At 59.4% G+C, this 16,724-nt stretch carries 16 protein-coding genes; 6 read left to right on the top strand and 10 right to left on the bottom strand.

Annotated elements, in window-relative coordinates:
• Window positions 1-33 precede the first annotated feature (33 nt).
• Complete coding sequence (gene coxB, locus ACIPZE_RS25495; RefSeq protein WP_283438183.1) at window positions 34-1,164, bottom strand: cytochrome c oxidase subunit II; 1,131 nt, start codon at window positions 1,162-1,164, stop codon at window positions 34-36.
• A gap of 369 nt (window positions 1,165-1,533) precedes the next feature.
• Here coxB and ACIPZE_RS25490 point away from each other — a divergent pair, with 369 nt between their 5' ends.
• Window positions 1,534-2,184 carry a hypothetical protein gene (locus tag ACIPZE_RS25490; RefSeq protein ID WP_250605512.1) on the top strand — a complete coding sequence of 217 codons (651 nt, stop codon included), beginning with the start codon at window positions 1,534-1,536 and terminating at the stop codon, window positions 2,182-2,184.
• 123 nt (window positions 2,185-2,307) lie between these two features.
• On the opposite strand, the gene ACIPZE_RS25485 is transcribed toward ACIPZE_RS25490, so the two are convergent.
• The 3 genes from ACIPZE_RS25485 to ACIPZE_RS25475 all read right to left on the bottom strand — a co-directional run bounded on the left by ACIPZE_RS25485 (window position 2,308) and on the right by ACIPZE_RS25475 (window position 5,949).
• The gene (locus tag ACIPZE_RS25485) at window positions 2,308-3,834 is read right to left on the bottom strand and encodes a SulP family inorganic anion transporter (protein ID WP_283438182.1); all 1,527 of its coding nucleotides are present in this window, start codon (window positions 3,832-3,834) and stop codon (window positions 2,308-2,310) included.
• A gap of 90 nt (window positions 3,835-3,924) precedes the next feature.
• Window positions 3,925-4,653 (bottom strand): carbonic anhydrase, encoded by a 729-nt coding sequence (locus ACIPZE_RS25480; RefSeq protein WP_129387148.1) that lies wholly within the window; start codon window positions 4,651-4,653, stop codon window positions 3,925-3,927.
• 237 nt (window positions 4,654-4,890) lie between these two features.
• On the bottom strand, window positions 4,891-5,949 hold the full coding sequence (locus ACIPZE_RS25475; protein ID WP_129387151.1) for a PA0069 family radical SAM protein: 1,059 nt from the start codon (window positions 5,947-5,949) through the stop codon (window positions 4,891-4,893).
• Between the two features lie 233 nt (window positions 5,950-6,182).
• On the opposite strand from ACIPZE_RS25475, the gene ACIPZE_RS25470 reads away from it, so the two are divergent.
• On the top strand, window positions 6,183-6,485 hold the full coding sequence (locus ACIPZE_RS25470) for a hypothetical protein (protein ID WP_283438180.1): 303 nt from the start codon (window positions 6,183-6,185) through the stop codon (window positions 6,483-6,485).
• 75 nt (window positions 6,486-6,560) lie between these two features.
• Here the strand turns inward: ACIPZE_RS25470 and ACIPZE_RS25465 are convergent, their stop codons facing one another.
• The 3 genes from ACIPZE_RS25465 to ACIPZE_RS25455 are packed head-to-tail and all read right to left on the bottom strand — an operon-like array spanning window position 6,561 to window position 10,408.
• A complete protein-coding gene (locus ACIPZE_RS25465) occupies window positions 6,561-7,862 on the bottom strand; it encodes a c-type cytochrome (protein WP_400776092.1) in 1,302 nt (433 codons plus the stop codon).
• A 12-nt stretch (window positions 7,863-7,874) separates the two neighbouring features.
• On the bottom strand, window positions 7,875-9,659 hold the full coding sequence (locus ACIPZE_RS25460; protein ID WP_400776089.1) for a GMC family oxidoreductase: 1,785 nt from the start codon (window positions 9,657-9,659) through the stop codon (window positions 7,875-7,877).
• Between the two features lie 2 nt (window positions 9,660-9,661).
• Complete coding sequence (locus ACIPZE_RS25455) at window positions 9,662-10,408, bottom strand: gluconate 2-dehydrogenase subunit 3 family protein (protein WP_400776087.1); 747 nt, start codon at window positions 10,406-10,408, stop codon at window positions 9,662-9,664.
• 302 nt (window positions 10,409-10,710) lie between these two features.
• On the opposite strand from ACIPZE_RS25455, the gene ACIPZE_RS25450 reads away from it, so the two are divergent.
• On the top strand, window positions 10,711-11,355 hold the full coding sequence (locus tag ACIPZE_RS25450; protein WP_400776085.1) for a dual specificity protein phosphatase family protein: 645 nt from the start codon (window positions 10,711-10,713) through the stop codon (window positions 11,353-11,355).
• A 45-nt stretch (window positions 11,356-11,400) separates the two neighbouring features.
• On the opposite strand, the gene ACIPZE_RS25445 is transcribed toward ACIPZE_RS25450, so the two are convergent.
• Together ACIPZE_RS25445 and prlC are read right to left on the bottom strand one after the other, a co-directional pair.
• Window positions 11,401-11,688 (bottom strand): YheV family putative zinc ribbon protein, encoded by a 288-nt coding sequence (locus ACIPZE_RS25445; protein ID WP_400776082.1) that lies wholly within the window; start codon window positions 11,686-11,688, stop codon window positions 11,401-11,403.
• The gene (gene prlC, locus ACIPZE_RS25440; RefSeq protein WP_400776079.1) at window positions 11,685-13,736 is read right to left on the bottom strand and encodes an oligopeptidase A; all 2,052 of its coding nucleotides are present in this window, start codon (window positions 13,734-13,736) and stop codon (window positions 11,685-11,687) included. Before prlC ends, ACIPZE_RS25445 begins: the two co-directional genes overlap by 4 nt.
• Window positions 13,737-13,824: 88 nt before the next feature.
• Between prlC and ACIPZE_RS25435 the strand changes: the two genes are divergently transcribed.
• Together ACIPZE_RS25435 and ACIPZE_RS25430 are read left to right on the top strand one after the other, a co-directional pair.
• Window positions 13,825-14,370, top strand: a complete 546-nt coding sequence (locus tag ACIPZE_RS25435; protein WP_400776076.1) for a gamma carbonic anhydrase family protein — start codon at window positions 13,825-13,827, stop codon at window positions 14,368-14,370.
• Between the two features lie 29 nt (window positions 14,371-14,399).
• The gene (locus tag ACIPZE_RS25430) at window positions 14,400-15,050 is read left to right on the top strand and encodes an HAD family hydrolase (RefSeq protein WP_400776073.1); all 651 of its coding nucleotides are present in this window, start codon (window positions 14,400-14,402) and stop codon (window positions 15,048-15,050) included.
• Window positions 15,051-15,143: 93 nt separating this feature from the next.
• Here ACIPZE_RS25430 and ACIPZE_RS25425 read toward each other — a convergent pair whose 3' ends face one another.
• The gene (locus tag ACIPZE_RS25425) at window positions 15,144-16,226 is read right to left on the bottom strand and encodes an aminopeptidase (RefSeq protein ID WP_400776071.1); all 1,083 of its coding nucleotides are present in this window, start codon (window positions 16,224-16,226) and stop codon (window positions 15,144-15,146) included.
• Window positions 16,227-16,284: 58 nt separating this feature from the next.
• Here ACIPZE_RS25425 and ACIPZE_RS25420 point away from each other — a divergent pair, with 58 nt between their 5' ends.
• Window positions 16,285-16,707, top strand: coding sequence for a hypothetical protein (locus ACIPZE_RS25420; RefSeq protein WP_283438170.1), 423 nt, complete (start codon window positions 16,285-16,287; stop codon window positions 16,705-16,707).
• Window positions 16,708-16,724 lie beyond the last annotated feature (17 nt).

Raw genomic sequence — 16,724 nt, 5'->3', positions numbered from 1 at the left:
GCGAACCGTGGCGGGTAGATGCGATAGGCCGGCTCATTTGTCCCCCGCCTGTTTCATCTCCAGCACTTCTTTTGGCGTGACCATGTCGCCCTTGTTGTTGCCCCAGGCGTTACGTTCGTAGGTCACCACCGCTGCGATATCGACTTCCGACAGCTGCTTGCCGAACGCCGCCATGGCCGTGCCCGGTTTGCCGAAGACCACGCGATGCAGGTGATCGGCCTTGCTGCCTTTCATGATCAGTTCCGAGCCCTTGAGCGCCGGGAACATCGGCGGCAGGCCCTGACCTTCCGCCTGGTGACAGGACACGCAGGTGGTGTGATAGATCTTGTCGCCGCGTTCCTTGAGTTCGTCGAGCGTCCAGTCCTTGCTGGTCAGCTCTTTGAGTTGCGCGGCTTCGGCTTTACGGTCAGCGAGCCACTTGTCGTAGTCGGCCTTCTCCTTGACCTCGACCACGATCGGCATGAAGCCGTGATCCTTGCCGCACAGTTCGGCGCACTGGCCACGGTAAATGCCGGGCTTGTCGATGCGCGTCCACGCCTCGTTGACGAACCCCGGGATCGCATCGCGCTTGACCGCGAAGGCCGGCACCCACCAAGAGTGGATGACGTCGGCGGAGGTCACCAGAAAGCGCACCTTGGCCCCGGTCGGCAGCACCAACGGCTTGTCGACTTCGAGCAAGTAATGCTCGCCCTTGGTTTCCTTGTTGTGGATCTGCTCGGCGGGGGTGGCCAGGTTGCTGAAGAACTCGACGTCCTGGCCCAGGTACTTGTAGTGCCACTTCCACTGATAACCGGTGATCTGGATATCGATATCCGGCTCACTGGTGTCGTACATCCTGATCAGGGTGGCGGTCGCCGGCACGGCCATCGCCACCAGAATCAGGAAAGGTACGATGGTCCAGAGAATCTCGACGGTGGTGCTTTCGTGGAATTTTGCGGCGACCTGCCCGGTAGAACGGCGGTGCACCATCATCGACCAGAACATGGCGCCGAAGACGATGATCCCGATCACCACACATATCCAGAAAATGGTCATGTGCAGGTCGAATACTGCGTGACTGATTTCAGTCGCTCCAGGCGCCATATTCACAGTCCATGCGGCGTGTGCCGGACTGAAAATCGACCACAACAGGAGGCCCATCCAGACGTGTGGATGTCGCATCATTGCGGGTTCCCCTTATCGTTCTTGTTATCCCGCCGGCTTTCGCCTGCGGCAAGGGAGCGGCTGCATCAGACTACGAACTTGAATCGCCGGGCCTTGCTGCGGGTGCAGTCGGGCGTCATCAGCTAACTCCATTCACTGGCGAGTATAGACAGCGACTGAGAATTGCAATGTGCCGACGTAAATCATCTGAAACAGCGGGTGCTTGCATTCGAGGGCACGAATGGAGAAGGATGCAGACGAGTGGTGGCAAATCGATATAACGCAGGTGCATCAAGGATGAAATAATTATGACAAATGCGTCTTAGCATTTTTCGTAAGCCAGCTAAGTTATGTCTTCCCTATTTCATTGCCTTGTTTCCTGGAGTTTTCATGAACACCGCCGCATTGCGCGAGCAGATCCAAAAAGCCCAACAACACGAAAAAGACACCGGCCTGCTGACTCGTCAGCTGGAAAGCAAGCTGCCTCATTTACACCCGGCCATTCAATTGCCGGAAGCCGACGCCCAAGGCGTGCTGACGCGTTTTGTCGCCGCCTATATCGATGAAGTGCCTGACCTGCTGGACGCAGCCAATGAAGTCGCCAGGGAAGCGGGAATCGAATCGCAGATCAAACCGGTGCTGAAAATCGCCGAGCAGTATTTCCTCCAGCCTCCCGCCATCATGGCCGGGCACGTTGGCCTGGACAGCCTGCTCGACGAAGCCTATCTGGCGCACCGTTTTGTCGAAGAGGTCAACGACCTGTACATCAAGCATTTCGGCCAGCCACTGATCCCCTTGGACATGACGGTCGCCAACTTGATTGCTCACCAATTGATCGGTGAGGAATTTGCCAACCAACTGGACGAAGCGGTGCATCACGCGATCGACGAGATGCTCAACGACGAGAGTTTTGCGCTGGAGTCGGTAGAAGCCTACCGCGACAAACTCAGCAGCCCGGACACCGGCGCGGCGTGGAAACGCTGGCCGTGCATGGGCCGCCGACTGGGCGTGGGCCTGGAACTCGACCAGCCTGCCGCCTGAGTTCACACGATCCAATGTAGGAGCTGCCGCAGGCTGCGATCTTTTGATCTTGATTGTTAAAAACAACATCAAAAGATCGCAGCCTGCGGCAGCTCCTACAGGGGTTGAGTTCAACCGGGAGATTTAGCCGGCTGCACCGATGCCTGTTGTTGTGCGAATCCGTCCCTCAAGCCTGCGCTTCAACCCACGCGACTCGATCAACAGCTTCGAGCCCTTCGCCGCATTCGCCCGGCCCCACTCTTCCAGCAACTCCAGACACGAATGGTCGATGTAGCTCAGATTGTTGAGCGGCACATGCACCGTCGTGCCCGCCGCAATACTGCCCAGCACCTGGGTCAGCGCCGGCACCTTGAGGAAGGTCGCCGCGCCGACCAGACGCAGCTCCATCTCACCGTCCTGCGGCAGATCGATCAGGCTGATCTTCAAGCGCGAAGCCTTGAACGCCAGCTTCAACATCGTCAGACCGAAACCGATCAATACACCGGTCAGCAGGTCAGTGAAGATGATTGCCAGCGCTGTCGCCACATAGGTGAACATCGGCATCCGCCCATAGCGACTCAGACCGCGAAAGGCTTTCAGGTCGACCAGTTTGAATCCGGTATAGACCAGCACGCCCGCCAGGCTCGCCACCGGAATGCTTTGCAGCACGCTCGACAGCAACAGCACAAACGCCAGCAGCCACAGGCCATGGAAGATCGTCGAGTAACGCGTGGTCGCGCCGGCCTGAACGTTGGCCGAACTGCGCACGATCACCCCGGTCATCGGCAGCGCGCCGACCAGACCGCAGAGCATGTTGCCGACACCTTGCGCCGACAGTTCGCGGTCGAAGTCCGACCGTACGCCGTTGTGCATGCGATCCACCGCAGCGGCGGACAACAGGGTTTCGGCGCTGGCGATAAACGCCACCGCGAACGCCGCGATCAACAGCGTCGGGTCAGCCAGACTGAGCAAGTCCGCAGGCTTCAGCCAATCAATAGCTTCCGCCAGATTCGCCGGCACCTCGACGCGTTTCACCTGCAACGCCAGCAGCAGACTCGCCCCGGTCGCCAGCCCGACACCGAGCAATGCACCGGGAACGAAGCGCAGCGAATGCGGGCGAAACTTCTCCCACAGCCACATCACCGCAATCGTCGACAGCCCAAGCAGACCCGCCTGCCAGCCGAACGACGGCAAGGCCTGCGCTACTGCTGCCGGGAATGCCGTGAGGTTATCCAGCCCTGAAGGTTTAGGCGACGCATCCAGCATCACATGCACCTGCGACAGCACGATCAACACGCCGATCCCCGCCAGCATCCCGTAGACCACCGCTGGCGCCGTGACCCGAAACCAGCAACCCAGTTTCAATCGGCCGGCGACCAGTTGCAGAAAACCGGCAAGTAACAGAATTGGCCCAAGCATCTCGATGCCGTGCTGGCGCACCAGCTCGAACACCAACACCGCCAGACCCGCCGCCGGCCCACTGACCTGCAACGGCGAACCCGCCAGCCAACCGACCACCAGACCCCCGATGATCCCGGTGATCAGGCCCTTGGCCGGCGGCAACCCTGACGCAATCGCAATACCCATGCACAGCGGCAGGGCGACCAGAAACACAACCACTGAAGCGAGCAACTCCCGTGGCAACACCGCTTTCAATTGAGCCGCACGCATGGCGATTCTCCCGAAGTTTTCTTCAGGCATGGCTTCGCCGAACCGCTGAAACAGCGGCCGGCGTCAAACCACACAGATTTTTAGGAAGATTTAGAAGCGCGCTTTCGGCGTCGCCACCGGAATCGGATGGCTACCATCGAGCGGCAGGAAACGTCCCTGATCCGCGTCGTAAGCTTTGATTTCGCTGGTTTCGATGTCGTAGACCCAACCATGGATGAACAGATGACCGTTCGCCATGCGCGAGGCTACCGAAGGATGGGTGCGCAAGTGCTGCAGTTGGGCGATGACGTTTTCCTCGGTGAGGATCGGCATGCTTTCTTTTTCGTCGGCGCAGTTACAGTTCTCATGCACCATGGTTTTTGCCACTTCCGCGTGGCGCAGCCAGGCTTTGACCGTCGGCATTTTTTCCAGGCTGTCCGGGTTGAGCACTGCACGCATGGCGCCGCAATCGGAGTGGCCGCAGATGATGATGTGCTGCACGCCGAGCGCCAGTACCGCGTATTCGATTGCGGTGGAAACGCCGCCGTTCATCTGCCCGTAAGGCGGGACAACGTTGCCGACGTTACGGGTCACGAACAGATCGCCGGGCGAGCTGTGCGTAATCAGCTCGGGAACGATGCGCGAATCAGCGCAGGTGATGAACATCGCTTTCGGCGCCTGGGCCGTGGCGAGTTTCTTGAAGAGTTCTTCCTGCTGCGGAAAAATCTCATGATGAAAATGCAAAAAGCCGTCTACGATCTGGCGCAGCGCTGCATCGGCGGATTCCGCTTCAGGGGTTTGCGCCGACGCAGCCAACGGCTGTTTATCCTTGTCACTCATGATTCATCCTCTTAGGCGGATTCAGGGAGTCTTCCCCGGTATTCCGGTATGAAGCCAGTGGCTGTTTAAAACTATCCGGGTCATCCCGACCCGTCAGTCACTCGATGAACAAGGTAGCCGCCGAAACTTAACTCAAACTGAATCAAACGCTCTAGAACGTGTGTTCCAGGTCACAAAAAACGTGACTGCGGGTTTCGGCGGAAGGACTCCAACCCCTCAACCATAGGCCAATTGTCGCTAAATCAACGACATCTGGCGACCCGGCGGACAGAAGGCGCTGCAATCAAGGTTGTAGCCTTCGCGGTGATTCAAACCCAGACGCTTGATGGCTTTGGCAAAACGTTGCGCGAGCAGGTCGGCAAACACCCCTTCGCCGCGCATGCGCGCGCCGAAACGACTGTCATAGAGCTCGCCGCCACGGCTCTGGCGGATCAGGCTCAGCACGTGCGCGGCGCGCTGCGGATAGTGCGCCGCCAGCCATTCCTCAAACAGCGGCGCCACTTCCAGCGGCAGGCGCAGCATCATGTAGGCAGCGCTTTGTGCGCCGGCGGCGTGGGCTTCGGTGAGCAGGCTCTCGATTTCGCTGTCGTTGATCATCGGAATCATCGGCGAACACAGTACGCCGACCGGAATCCCCGCTTCGCGCATCACCCGAATCGCGCGTAAGCGCGCCTTGGGCGCCGCCGCGCGCGGTTCGAGGATGCGTTTGAGTTCGTCGTCCAGCGTGGTCAGGCTGATCATCACCGCCACCAGCCGTTGCTGCGCCAGTTCGGTAAGCAGGTCGAGATCGCGCAGGATCAGCGAACCTTTGGTGACAATGGTCACTGGATGCCGATAGCGCAGCAGCACCTCGAGGATTTGCCGGGTGATCTTGTGTTCGCGTTCGATCGGCTGATACGGGTCGGTATTTGAACCCAGATTGATCGGTGCGCATTGATAGCCGCGTTTGCTCAGCTGTTCTTCCAGCACCTGCGCAGCATTGGTCTTGGCGATCAGCTTCGTTTCGAAATCCAGCCCTGGCGACATGTCCCAATAGGCGTGGCTCGGCCGCGCGTAGCAATAGATGCAGCCATGTTCGCAGCCGCGATAGGGATTGATCGAACGGTCGAAGGGCAGGTCCGGCGAGGTGTTGCGGGTAATGATGGTTTTCGCGGTTTCGATCATCACCTCGGTGTTCTGCGTCTCGGGCACTTCCTGATACCAGCCGTCATCTTCGGCCACCGAACGATTCGGCGCGAAACGGTTGTGCGGGTTGGTCGCGGTGCCGCGTCCGCGAGGTGGCAAAGGCGTGTGCATCGCAGGCATCCTGATCGCTGTATGTGCATACAGTATCGCTGGTGCGAAGAAACAGCTAGTGCCGTTCGGCGATTTACATGATTCAACAGTACCCTTGCAAATGCGGGATCTTCTTTGATCAATGCTGTTACTGCAACCCGGAGACACATCTTTGAACTGGCAGTGTAAAACGCCAAGTCGTTAGTATTGGTTTTGTTGTCATTCTGCTATTCAATATTTAAAAGGAATTAATCATGTCTAACTTCAATCATCGTGGCATCTTTCTGCAGAAGCTTGGGCCGACTCCGGTTGATCCGGATGAGGTACTGGTGTCCATGCAATTTGCGTTGAAAGAGTCGGGTTGGGATGCAGAGAACGGCGTGCCGACCGAGTCCTTGCTGGATTCGCGGATTATCATCGCCTCTTCTTATGACGCCGGTAAAACCTTTGATGTACGTAATGAAAAAGATGTCGATGGTGATGGGGATATTGATGCAGATGACAAGGCAAAGTTGCTCGCGCTGGCCAAGGCTTACGTAAACATCATGAACCCATAAGATGGGTTGAATGCTGGATTAGTTGCGATGTAAAAATAAAAGCCCTGCCCGAATGAATGCGAGCAGGGCTTTTTATTAGTTGTTGTTGGTTACTTGGCCGAGATCATCTGCAGAAGTGTTTTTCATTTCGCTGGTGCGCAAACGACTGACGTCGTCAGCGCCGACCGCCGCCCCCTTGTTGCCCCAACTGCCACGAATAAAACTCACCACATCCGCCACTTCCTGATCCGACAGGCGCCAGGCGAAACCCGGCATGGTGAACGTGGACGGTGCGGTGTGAGTCGCTGGCAGAGTCCCACCTTTGAGCACGATGTGAATCAACGAGGTCGGGTCTGCCGATTGCAGCACCGGATTGCCTGCCAGCGCCGGGAACACTCGCGTGTAACCATGGCCGTCGGTGCGGTGGCACGCCGCGCAGTTGTCGATGTACACCGACGCGCCGCGTTGACTGTCGTCACCGTTCCACAAGGCCCTGGCCGCTTTCTCGTCGTACTGATGCGGCTGATCGGCAGGATCACTGGCCGGCAACGACTTGAGGTAGCGGGCAATCGCGGTCAGGTCGGCGTCGGTCATGTATTGCATGCTGTGGGTGACCACATCGCTCATGCCGCCGAACACCGCACTGCGATCGCTGCGACCGGTCTTGAGGAACTGCACCAGTTGCTCTTCGCTCCAGCCGCCGAGGCCATCCTTGTGATCGCCGCGCAGGCTCTTGGCGATCCAGCCTTCCAGCGGTGCACTGCCGGCGAGGAAGTTGCTGCCATCTGCGGCACTGAGGGATTTTTCCTGCATGGTCAGGGCGCGCGGTGTGTGGCAGGCGCCGCAGTGGCCGAGGCCTTCAACCAGATAGGCGCCACGGTCGATCACCGGGTCGGTACTCGTCGCTTTGTAATCCTCGACCTTCGGTGCAAACATCCAGCGCCAGCCCATCAATGGCCAGCGCATGCTCAACGGCCACGGAATGTCGCTGGCCTTGTTCTCCTGCGCGACCGGTTCAACGCCGTGCATGAAGTACGCATACAGCGCCTGCATGTCGGTTTCGCTGACACGCGCGTAGGACGGATACGGCATCGCCGGGTACAACGTGCTGCCGTTTTTGGCGACGCCATGGCGCACGGCTTGATCGAAGTCTTCGAAGCTGTAATCACCGACGCCGGTTTTATCCGGGGTGATGTTGGTCGAGTAGATCGTGCCGATCGGCGTTTCCATCGGCAGGCCACCGGCGAACGGCTTGCCGCCCTTGGCGGTGTGGCAGGCCACGCAGTCACCGGCACGGGCGAGGTATTCGCCTTGTTTGATCAATGCTTGATCAACGTCAGCCGCATGAATTGAGGCGCTGCCGAGCAGCGCCAGGGTCGCGATAACGAAATTCTTCATGGTCATCGCTCCTTAAGCCTGAACCAGCGGGCCGGGGTTTTTCAGGTATTGCTCGCGGATCGCCTTCGCCGACCAATAGGTCAGTGCGGCAACCAGCCCGGTCGGGTTGTAACCCAGGCCCTGCGGGAACGCCGAGGCGCCCGGGACGAAGACGTTGTGCACGTCCCAGCTCTGCAAGTAGCGGTTCAGCGCGCTGGTCTTCGGATCGGTGCCCATGATCGCGCCGCCGTTGAGGTGGGTGGTCTGATACGCCGCGGTGTTGAAGTGATCGCCGACTTGCTTGCCGATCACCGCAATGGCTTTCGGCCCCATCGCTTCGGCGACCTTGCCCATTTTTTCGACCATGAAGCGGTTCATCTTGATGTCGTTTTCCTGCCAGTCGAAAGTCATCCGCAGCAGTGGCAAACCGTAGGCATCGCGGTACACCGGGTCGAGGTCGAGGTAGTTGCCACGGTAGGACTGATGAGCGCCGTGGGCATCCATCGACACCTGATGGGTGTAGTAATCGGCGGTCGCGCGTTTCCACGCACTGCCCCAGGCCGGGGTGCCCGGCGGGTTCGAGGTGCCGGCAATCGGCCGGCTGCCTGCCTGGTTGACCCACATCGGCGAGCCGCCGACGAAGCCGTGCGGGCCGTGGTCGAAGTTGTCGGCGTTGAAGTCGTCCAGCGCCACGCCGTTGCCGCCAGCGCCGATGAAGTTGTTGGTGTGGGTGTCCTTGTCGAAGAACGCCTTGATGGTCGCCATGTTCTGGTAGGCGAAGTTACGCCCGACCACGCCTTCGCCAGTCTTCGGGTCGTATGGCTTGCCGATCCCCGAGAGCAGCATCAGACGCACGTTGTGCAACTGGAAGGCACCGAGGATCACCAGATCCGCCGGTTGCTCGATCTCGCGGCCCTGGCCGTCGACATAGGTGACGCCGGTGGCTTTGCTCTTGGTGCTGTCGAGGTTGATCCGCAGCACGTGGGCGTTGGCGCGCAACTCGAAATTCGGCAGCGGTTTCAGCGCCGGCAGAATATTCACGTTCGGCGACGCCTTGGAGTACATGTAGCAAACATAACCGCTGCAGAAACCGCAGAAGTTGCACGGGCCCATCTGTGCGCCGTAAGGGTTGGTGTACGGCCCCGACGTATTCGCGGACGGCAGGTTGTAGGGTTTGTACCCGACTTCTGTAGCCGCTTTGCCGAACAGCTGTGCGGATACGGTGTTCTTCTGCGCTTGCAGCGGGAACGGGTTGGAGCGATCCGGCGCGTACGGGTTGCCGCCCTTGCCCTGACCGACCAGTTGGCCTTTCACCGTCCACGCCTGGCCCGAGGTGCCGAAAACTTTTTCGGCGTAATCGAAGAACGGCTCCAGCTCTTCATAGCTGACGCCGAAGTCCTGGATGGTCATGTCCTTGGGGATGAAGCTTTTGCCGTAGCGCTCTTCATAGTGGCTGCGCATGCGCAACTCGATCGGGTCGACCCGAAAATGCACGCCCGACCAGTGCAGGCCAGCACCACCGACACCATTACCCGGCAGAAACGCGCCCAACTGGCGGTTCGGCAGGGCGATGTCGTTGACGCTGTGGCGAATGGTCACGGTCTCTTTGGAGATGTCCTGAAAGAGTTTTTTGCGCACGCTGTAGGTGAGTTCGTCGATCACCTGTGGATAGTTGCCGTCGGGGTAGGTGTCCTGCATCGGCCCGCGCTCCAGCGCCAGCACGTTCAAACCTGCTTCGGTCAGTTCCTTGGCCATGATCGCGCCGGTCCAGCCGAAACCGACGATGACTGCGTCAACCTTCTTCATTACCGTTGCCATGCTTACGCCCTCTCGCCGCGAATCGAAACTGCCGGGAAGGGGTATTGCTCGTTGCGTTCCACCCAATCCATGAAATCGGCGCGGGCGCCGGGGAAGCCGATCATGGTCCAGCCGACCATGCCTTTGTTGCCGCCGTGGATCGGGTCACAGAAGAACCCTTCCTTGGTGTTTTGCAGCAGCAGATTGAAGAAAATCTTCGCCGGAACCGCGTCGAACTGCGGTTTGCCGGCTTCGAGTTGCTTGAGCAAATCGTCTCGGGTAGCGCTGTCTTGCTCAGCAAATACTTTACCGTTGAGGGATTTTGCCCACTGATCCGTGGCAGCGATGCCGAGGCGATAGATCTCTTTGGGCACCAGTTTGCTCTGCCAGCCCATCTCGGGCGCGGCGTCGGCATTGAACGGGCCTTGCATGTACCACAGGGCACCGGCGGCGTATGGCGTGTTCATCTGGCGGTCGATGTATTCCGGCACACCGGCTTCGAGCGCGCCCGGGCCTTGAGCATCGTTGGGGATCAATTGCGCGACGGCGGCATTGATGAACGCCCATTCTTCGGCGGTGAAGTAGCTCGGCTGATAAACGCCAGCATCCGCTCGAACCGGCTGCGGCGCGGGTGCTGCCGGCGCTGCTTCAGGCGCGGCTTGCAGGACGCTGCTGCCCAGACCGGTACCGGCCAGGGTGACCACTGGAATCAGGGTCAGGGATTTGCGCAAAAACTCACGCCGCGGGTTGTCTCGACTTTCATCAGACATGGGGTGCACCTCATCAGGCATCAGGGGTAGCCGCTTCTGCGAACGGCTTGAGGATTTATCGTCGAGACGGATTCGGTCTGACCCGGAAAAGGGGGACGCGTCTGCAACATCGTGTGACAAATGGTAGCAGGCTAAGCTTCCGGGTGAACCGATTCAGTGGAAAAAATACCGGTTTTTCTTCGCCGAACTCAATGAAACAGCGCTGATTCACGATTCTTTTACAAATGGCTCACGGGGCTTTGACCGCTGAACATCGAAGCTGCGGCTCCTCTCATCGATGAATCCCGACACGGTCACCCAGCATGTCCCGAGTGCGTTTGTTCTCTGCTTTGTGTTTATCGCTTGTAGTACTGCTGCCCTGGATGCCGGCCCACGCCGCATCGGCAACGGCCGTCCGCCCGACTGAATGGGCGCAACCGGTCGAAGTGCAATACAACCTGTTTCAGATGTCGCCGACGCTCTACCGCAGTGCGTTGCCGGATGGCGGTGCAGTTCCGTTGCTGAAAAATCTCAAAGTCGCCACGGTGATCAACTTCCTGCCGGAGGCCGATAGCAACTGGTTGTCCGAGCCTGGCATCAATCAAGTGCAACTGCCGTATCGCACCAACCACGTCGATGACGCCGATGTGCTCAAGGCGCTGCGTGCGATTCAGGCTGCCGAAGCCAACGGTCCGGTGTTGATGCATTGCAAACACGGCTCCGACCGCACTGGCCTGATGGCGGCGATGTATCGGGTGGTGGTGCAGGGCTGGAGCAAGGAAGATGCCTTGAGCGAGATGACCCAGGGCGGTTTTGGTGAGAGTGGGCACTTTCGCGACAGCGTGCGTTACGTGATGCAGGCCGATGTCGACAAGCTGCGCACGGCGCTGGCCAATGGTGATTGCAGCACCAGCGCGTTCGCCACCTGCTCGATGAAGAGCTGGTTTCAGTCAGTCAATCTGAAGTAACCGAGACCTTCCACGACATTGCGTCGTGGAAGGCTAAACAGCGACTCAGTCTTCAGTCTTTTTCTTCAGCTTCGGATTCGGAAAGAACTGCACCGCCTGCACGGTTTTGTCCGGTGCAGGTTTGTTCAGCGCGCTGGTGTTGACCCGCGTGCCCAGCTCTTTCGGTACCGACAGCCCTTGCTCGTTGAGCGTATCCGAGTAACCGCAAGCCACACACTCACGATGCGGGACGAGGTCTTCGTTCCACATCATCAATTTGTCCGGCTCGCTGCACGCCGGGCAGACTGCCCCGGCGATAAAGCGCTTCTTGGTAATCACAGGCCCCTCATTCATGCTGCCGCGTCCTCACTCAGGCCGCTATGGCGCAACAGTGCGTCAATCGACGGCTCACGGCCACGGAAGTCGACGAACAGCACCATCGGTGCCTGCGAACCGCCGCGCGCCAGAATCGCTTCGCGGAAGGCGCGACCGGTTTCTGCGTTGAGCACGCCGTCTTCTTCGAACTTCGAGAAGGCATCGGCCGAGAGCACTTCAGCCCACTTGTAGCTGTAGTAACCCGCTGCGTAACCGCCGGCGAAGATGTGCGCGAAACTGTTCGGGAAACGGTTGTAGGCCGGTGGGCGCATTACCGACACCTCGTCACGCACGCCTTCAAGCACTTGCAGCGGACTGCGGCCGTCACCGTGGGTGGCGTGCAGTTCGAAGTCGAACAGCGAGAACTCCAGCTGACGGACCATCATCAGGCCGGACTGGAAGTTTTTCGCCGCGAGCATTTTTTCCAGCAGATCCTGCGGCAGCGGCTTGCCGCTTTCGTAGTGACCGGAAATCAGCGCGAGGCCTTCCGGCTCCCAGCACCAGTTTTCCATGAACTGGCTCGGCAGCTCGACCGCGTCCCACGCCACGCCGTTGATGCCGGAAACACCGGCGTGATCAACGCGGGTCAGCAGGTGATGCAGGCCATGACCGAATTCGTGGAACAGCGTGGTCACTTCATCGTGGGTCAGCAGCGCAGGCTTGCCGCTGTCGGCCGGGGTGAAGTTGCACACCAGATTGGCCACCGGGCTTTGCAGCACGCCGTCGACAGTGCGGCGGCGGTCACGGGCGCCGTCCATCCACGCACCGCCACGCTTGTTGGCGCGGGCATAGAGGTCGAAGAAGAAGCGGCCGACGTGCTGGCCGTTTTCCTTGATTTCGAACAGGCGCACGTCCGGGTGCCAGGTGTCGAAGCCTTTCTGTTCGGCGATCTCGATGCCGTACAGACGTTGAACGATGGCAAACAGGCCGCCCAGCACTTTGTCGATCGGGAAGTAGGCGCGCAGGGTTTCCTGAGCAACGCTGTAGCGTTGTTCACGCAGCTTTTCGCCGTAGAAACCACTGTCCCAGCTTTGCAGATCGGCGCAGCCCTGTTCGGCGGCGTAGGCGCGCAGTTGTTGCAGATCCTGCGCGGCGAACGGCTTGCTGCGCTTGGCCAGATCGCGCAGGAAGCTCAGCACCTGATCGCTGGACTCGGCCATTTTCGTCGCCAGGCTCAGCTCGGAGAAGCTGGCGAAACCCAGCAGTTTGGCCAGTTCCTGACGCAGGTCGAGGATTTCTTCCATCACCGGGCCGTTGTCGTTCTGGCCGGCATTCGGGCCCTGGTCCGAGGCGCGGGTGCAGTAGGCGGCGTAGACTTCTTCACGCAGCGCACGATCCTGCGCGTAGGTCATCACCGCGTAGTAGCTCGGGAATTCCAGGGTGATCAGCCAGCCGTCGAGGCCTTTGGCCTGTGCGGCGGCAGCCATTTGCGCCTTGGCCGAATCGGTCAGGCCGGCGAGTGCGGCTTCGTCGGTGACGTGCTTGGTCCACGCCTGAGTGGCATCGAGCAATTGATTGGAGAAGCGGCTGCCCAGCTCGGACAGTTTGCTCTGCACTTCGGCATAACGTTTCTGTTCGGCTTCCGGCAGGTCGATACCCGACAGACGGAAGTCACGCAGGGCGTGTTCCAGAATAGTCTTCTGCGCCACGTCGAAACCGCCGGCTTGCGGGCTGTTGGCCAGTGCTTCATAAGCCTGGAACAGCTCGCGGTTCTGGCCCATCTCGGTGGAATAGGCGCTCAGGGCTGGCAGGCACGACTCGTAGGCTTCACGCAGTTCGGCGCTGTTGCACACGGCATTAAGGTGGCTGACCGGGCTCCAGGCAGCGCCGAGGCGATCATTGAGTTCGTCCATCGCCAGCACCAGGCCGGCCCAGGTAGGGTTCTCGACCTGAGTCTTGAGGATTTCGGCAATGGCGGCGCGGTTGTCGGCCAGGATCGTTTCGATGGCGGGCAGGACATGTTCGGCACGGATCGTGGAGAACGGTGGCAGGTCATAGGACTGCAGCAGAGGGTTGTTCACGCTCACGGTTGGCACCTTGGCAGGGGAAACATGCAACCATCTTAATTACAATCGGCATTCACCGCAGCTATCGGCGACAGAGAGAGAAATTATCGTGTCCGTTCGCAAGTACCAGAATCACACCCCGCGCTTGAGCAAAGGCGCGTTTGTCGACGGCTCGGCGGTGGTTATCGGCGACGTCGAAATCGGCGAAGACAGCTCCGTATGGCCGCTGACCGTGATCCGCGGCGACATGCACCGCATCCGCATCGGTGCGCGCACCAGCGTGCAGGACGGCTGCGTGTTGCACATCACCCACGCCGGCCCGTTCAACCCCGACGGCTTCCCGCTGCTGATCGGCGATGACGTGACTATCGCCCACAAAGTCATGCTGCATGGCTGCAGCGTCGGCAGCCGCGTATTGATCGGCATGGGCAGCATCGTCATGGACGGCGCGGTGGTTGAAGACGACGTGATCATTGGCGCCGGCAGCCTGGTGCCGCCGGGCAAGCGCCTTGCAAGTGGCTTCCTTTATGTCGGCAGTCCGGTGAAGCAGGTGCGTCCGCTCTCCGACAAGGAAAAAGCCTTCTTCACCTACAGCGCCGCCAATTACGTAAAGCTCAAGGACCTGCATCTCGCCGAAGGCTACGACACACTCTGAATCGAATTTGCGCCTGCCCAGGAATTTCCATGCATTACCAAACCGTATTGTTTGACCTCGATGGCACCCTCACCGACCCGCGTGAGGGCATCACCCGCTCCATCCAGTTCGCCCTCGCCAAGCTCGGCATCGATGAGCCGGATCTGAGCAAACTCGAACACTTCATTGGCCCGCCGCTGTTGCAGGCGTTCATGCAGTTTTATGAATTTGACGAGGCGAAAGCGTGGCAGGCGGTGAATTTCTATCGCGAGCGTTTCAAGGTCACTGGCCTGTATGAAAACCGCGTGTTTGATGGCGTCACGCCGTTGTTGGAAACCCTCAGTGGCCAAGGCCGGCAGCTGTATATCGCCACGTCGAAACCGTGGGAATTTGCCCGCGAGATTGCCCGGCATTTTGATTTCGCCCGGCACTTCAAAGTGATTTACGGCAGCGAACTGGATGGCACGCGGACCAACAAGGTCGAGTTGATTGCGCATCTGATGAAAGAAGAAGGGCTGGATCCGGCGAACACGCTGATGATCGGCGACCGCAAGCATGACCTGATCGGTGCGCGCAGCAATGGGTTGGATGCGGCGGCGGTGGGGTATGGGTTTGGCAGTTTTGAAGAGTTGAATGCCGAGGCGCCGGCTTATCACTTTGAAACACTGGAAGAGTTGCATCGGGCATTTCTGCAGCGCTGATCAGATTGCTATCGCGAGCAGGCTCACTCCTACATTTGGAACGCATTCCCCTGTAGGAGTGAGCCTGCTCGCGATGACGCCCTTTCAGCCACCTCAGCCTTCCGGATCTGCCAACGCTCTTAGTGCCGCCTTGCGCTCAGCCGCCGGCAACCCACCCAACCGCTCAACCTCAGCGTAAAACCTCAGCCAATCCCCCCCGACCTTTTTAAACAACGCCGCAAACGCCGGCACCCACTGGTCATACAGCCCAAACGGCAGCAACCGCGCATTGTTCAACGGCGTATTCACCCAAGCGTCATAACGCTTGTCCCCGGCCCACTGGCTGTCCCTCATCAGTCGATAATCCCGGCGAAACTGCTCGAACTCGGCCGCTTTGCGCTCACGCATTTGCTCTGCCGGCAAAGGTTGGGCATACAACTTCTCTAACCGTGATCGGGTAGCGAGGACCAATTCGATGAACTGATCACGCTGCTGCAATCGCGCGTTGGCATCCGCCGGCAACCCGCGAAATGCTCGCCACTGCCGCGTGCCTTCCTGCTCGACAAACGTGGCAAAGGATTCGTTGAATTCGGTGTCGTCCTTCACATAAAAACGCTGATGCGCCAGTTCGTGAAAGATCAGCGTGGCCAGGCGTTCATCGCCCCAGCCCAGCATCGAGTTGAGGATCGGGTCGTTGAACCAGCCCAGCGTCGAATAGGCTTCGACACCGCCAATCGACACGTCCATGCCTTGCAAGCGCTGGATCGCCGCTTCACCGCGCGCCGCGCTCTGGCTGTAGTAACCCCGATAGGCCACGCAACCGGCAATCGGGAAGCAATGGTTTTGCGGCGTCAGGGAAAATTCTGCGGTGGCGAACACGTTCCACACCACGAACGGCCGGCCAATGTCGGCGTACAGGCGGTAGCTCTGGTTATCCGGCAAGTGCAGTTGCTCGCTGGCGAACGCACGGGCCTTTTGTGACTGAGCCAGGTGCGCGCGCAATTTCGCATCGCGGTGTGGGTCGGCGATGACTTTTTCCACCGGCTCACGCGCGCGCAGCAATTGCAGCTGACCGCTGGCCAACTGGCTGTAATAGCTCACGCTGACGCAACCGTTGAGCAACAAAAACATCACACCCGGAAACAAAACCCGAAAAACGCGATCAAGTAACCCAAGGCTTGGAAACGGCCTGATCAAAATAAGAAATCCCCGGAGAGTCTTTTCGCAAGACTATCTCGCCTAAAGGAGCACCGCTATGCGCACGTTGATGCTGACAGGGGGCCTGCTGACACTGGCCGGTTGTGCCAATTTCGGAATCCCCGATCCTGACCCTTCGCAAGCCTGGATCGATCTCGATGCACGGCAACAGGACACGGCGCTGCAAGCGCTGCAAGTCGATACCCAGGTGACCAGCGATAAACGCTACTTCGAAGTGCAGCCCGGCAGCCATGAGCTGAAGGTTCGTTATCAATTTCCCGTCGAGGCGACCAACATCGGTCCCGATGCCGAGCCGCTGTGGCGCGATTGCCAGTTGAGTGTGAAATTCAAGGACTTCAATGCCGGCCAGCGTTATCAATTGCAGGCTGGCAGTATCGGTTTCCGACCGTGGGCCAAGCTTTATGACGAGCAGCGCAAAGTGGTCGGTCAGGGCACGCCGGCAGGCTGTCAGCGCACTTGATCGGCGCTATGCTGAGT

Source organism: Pseudomonas sp. NPDC089741 (assembly GCF_044748825.1).
GTDB lineage: Bacteria > Pseudomonadota > Gammaproteobacteria > Pseudomonadales > Pseudomonadaceae > Aquipseudomonas > Aquipseudomonas helmanticensis.
Note: the sequence above shows the minus strand (reverse complement) of the source record. Positions and strands in the feature narration are given on the sequence as shown.

What these genes read in the sequence shown, in the direction of transcription:
- coxB (WP_283438183.1), bottom strand. Translation starts at nt 1,164, where the DNA reads ATGATGCGACATCCACACGTCTGGATGGGCCTCCTGTTGTGGTCGATT.
- ACIPZE_RS25490 (WP_250605512.1), top strand. Translation starts at nt 1,534, where the DNA reads ATGAACACCGCCGCATTGCGCGAGCAGATCCAAAAAGCCCAACAACAC.
- ACIPZE_RS25485 (WP_283438182.1), bottom strand. Translation starts at nt 3,834, where the DNA reads ATGCGTGCGGCTCAATTGAAAGCGGTGTTGCCACGGGAGTTGCTCGCT.
- ACIPZE_RS25480 (WP_129387148.1), bottom strand. Translation starts at nt 4,653, where the DNA reads ATGAGTGACAAGGATAAACAGCCGTTGGCTGCGTCGGCGCAAACCCCT.
- ACIPZE_RS25475 (WP_129387151.1), bottom strand. Translation starts at nt 5,949, where the DNA reads ATGCACACGCCTTTGCCACCTCGCGGACGCGGCACCGCGACCAACCCG.
- ACIPZE_RS25470 (WP_283438180.1), top strand. Translation starts at nt 6,183, where the DNA reads ATGTCTAACTTCAATCATCGTGGCATCTTTCTGCAGAAGCTTGGGCCG.
- ACIPZE_RS25465 (WP_400776092.1), bottom strand. Translation starts at nt 7,862, where the DNA reads ATGAAGAATTTCGTTATCGCGACCCTGGCGCTGCTCGGCAGCGCCTCA.
- ACIPZE_RS25460 (WP_400776089.1), bottom strand. Translation starts at nt 9,659, where the DNA reads ATGGCAACGGTAATGAAGAAGGTTGACGCAGTCATCGTCGGTTTCGGC.
- ACIPZE_RS25455 (WP_400776087.1), bottom strand. Translation starts at nt 10,408, where the DNA reads ATGTCTGATGAAAGTCGAGACAACCCGCGGCGTGAGTTTTTGCGCAAA.
- ACIPZE_RS25450 (WP_400776085.1), top strand. Translation starts at nt 10,711, where the DNA reads ATGTCCCGAGTGCGTTTGTTCTCTGCTTTGTGTTTATCGCTTGTAGTA.
- ACIPZE_RS25445 (WP_400776082.1), bottom strand. Translation starts at nt 11,688, where the DNA reads ATGAATGAGGGGCCTGTGATTACCAAGAAGCGCTTTATCGCCGGGGCA.
- ACIPZE_RS25430 (WP_400776073.1), top strand. Translation starts at nt 14,400, where the DNA reads ATGCATTACCAAACCGTATTGTTTGACCTCGATGGCACCCTCACCGAC.
- ACIPZE_RS25420 (WP_283438170.1), top strand. Translation starts at nt 16,285, where the DNA reads ATGCGCACGTTGATGCTGACAGGGGGCCTGCTGACACTGGCCGGTTGT.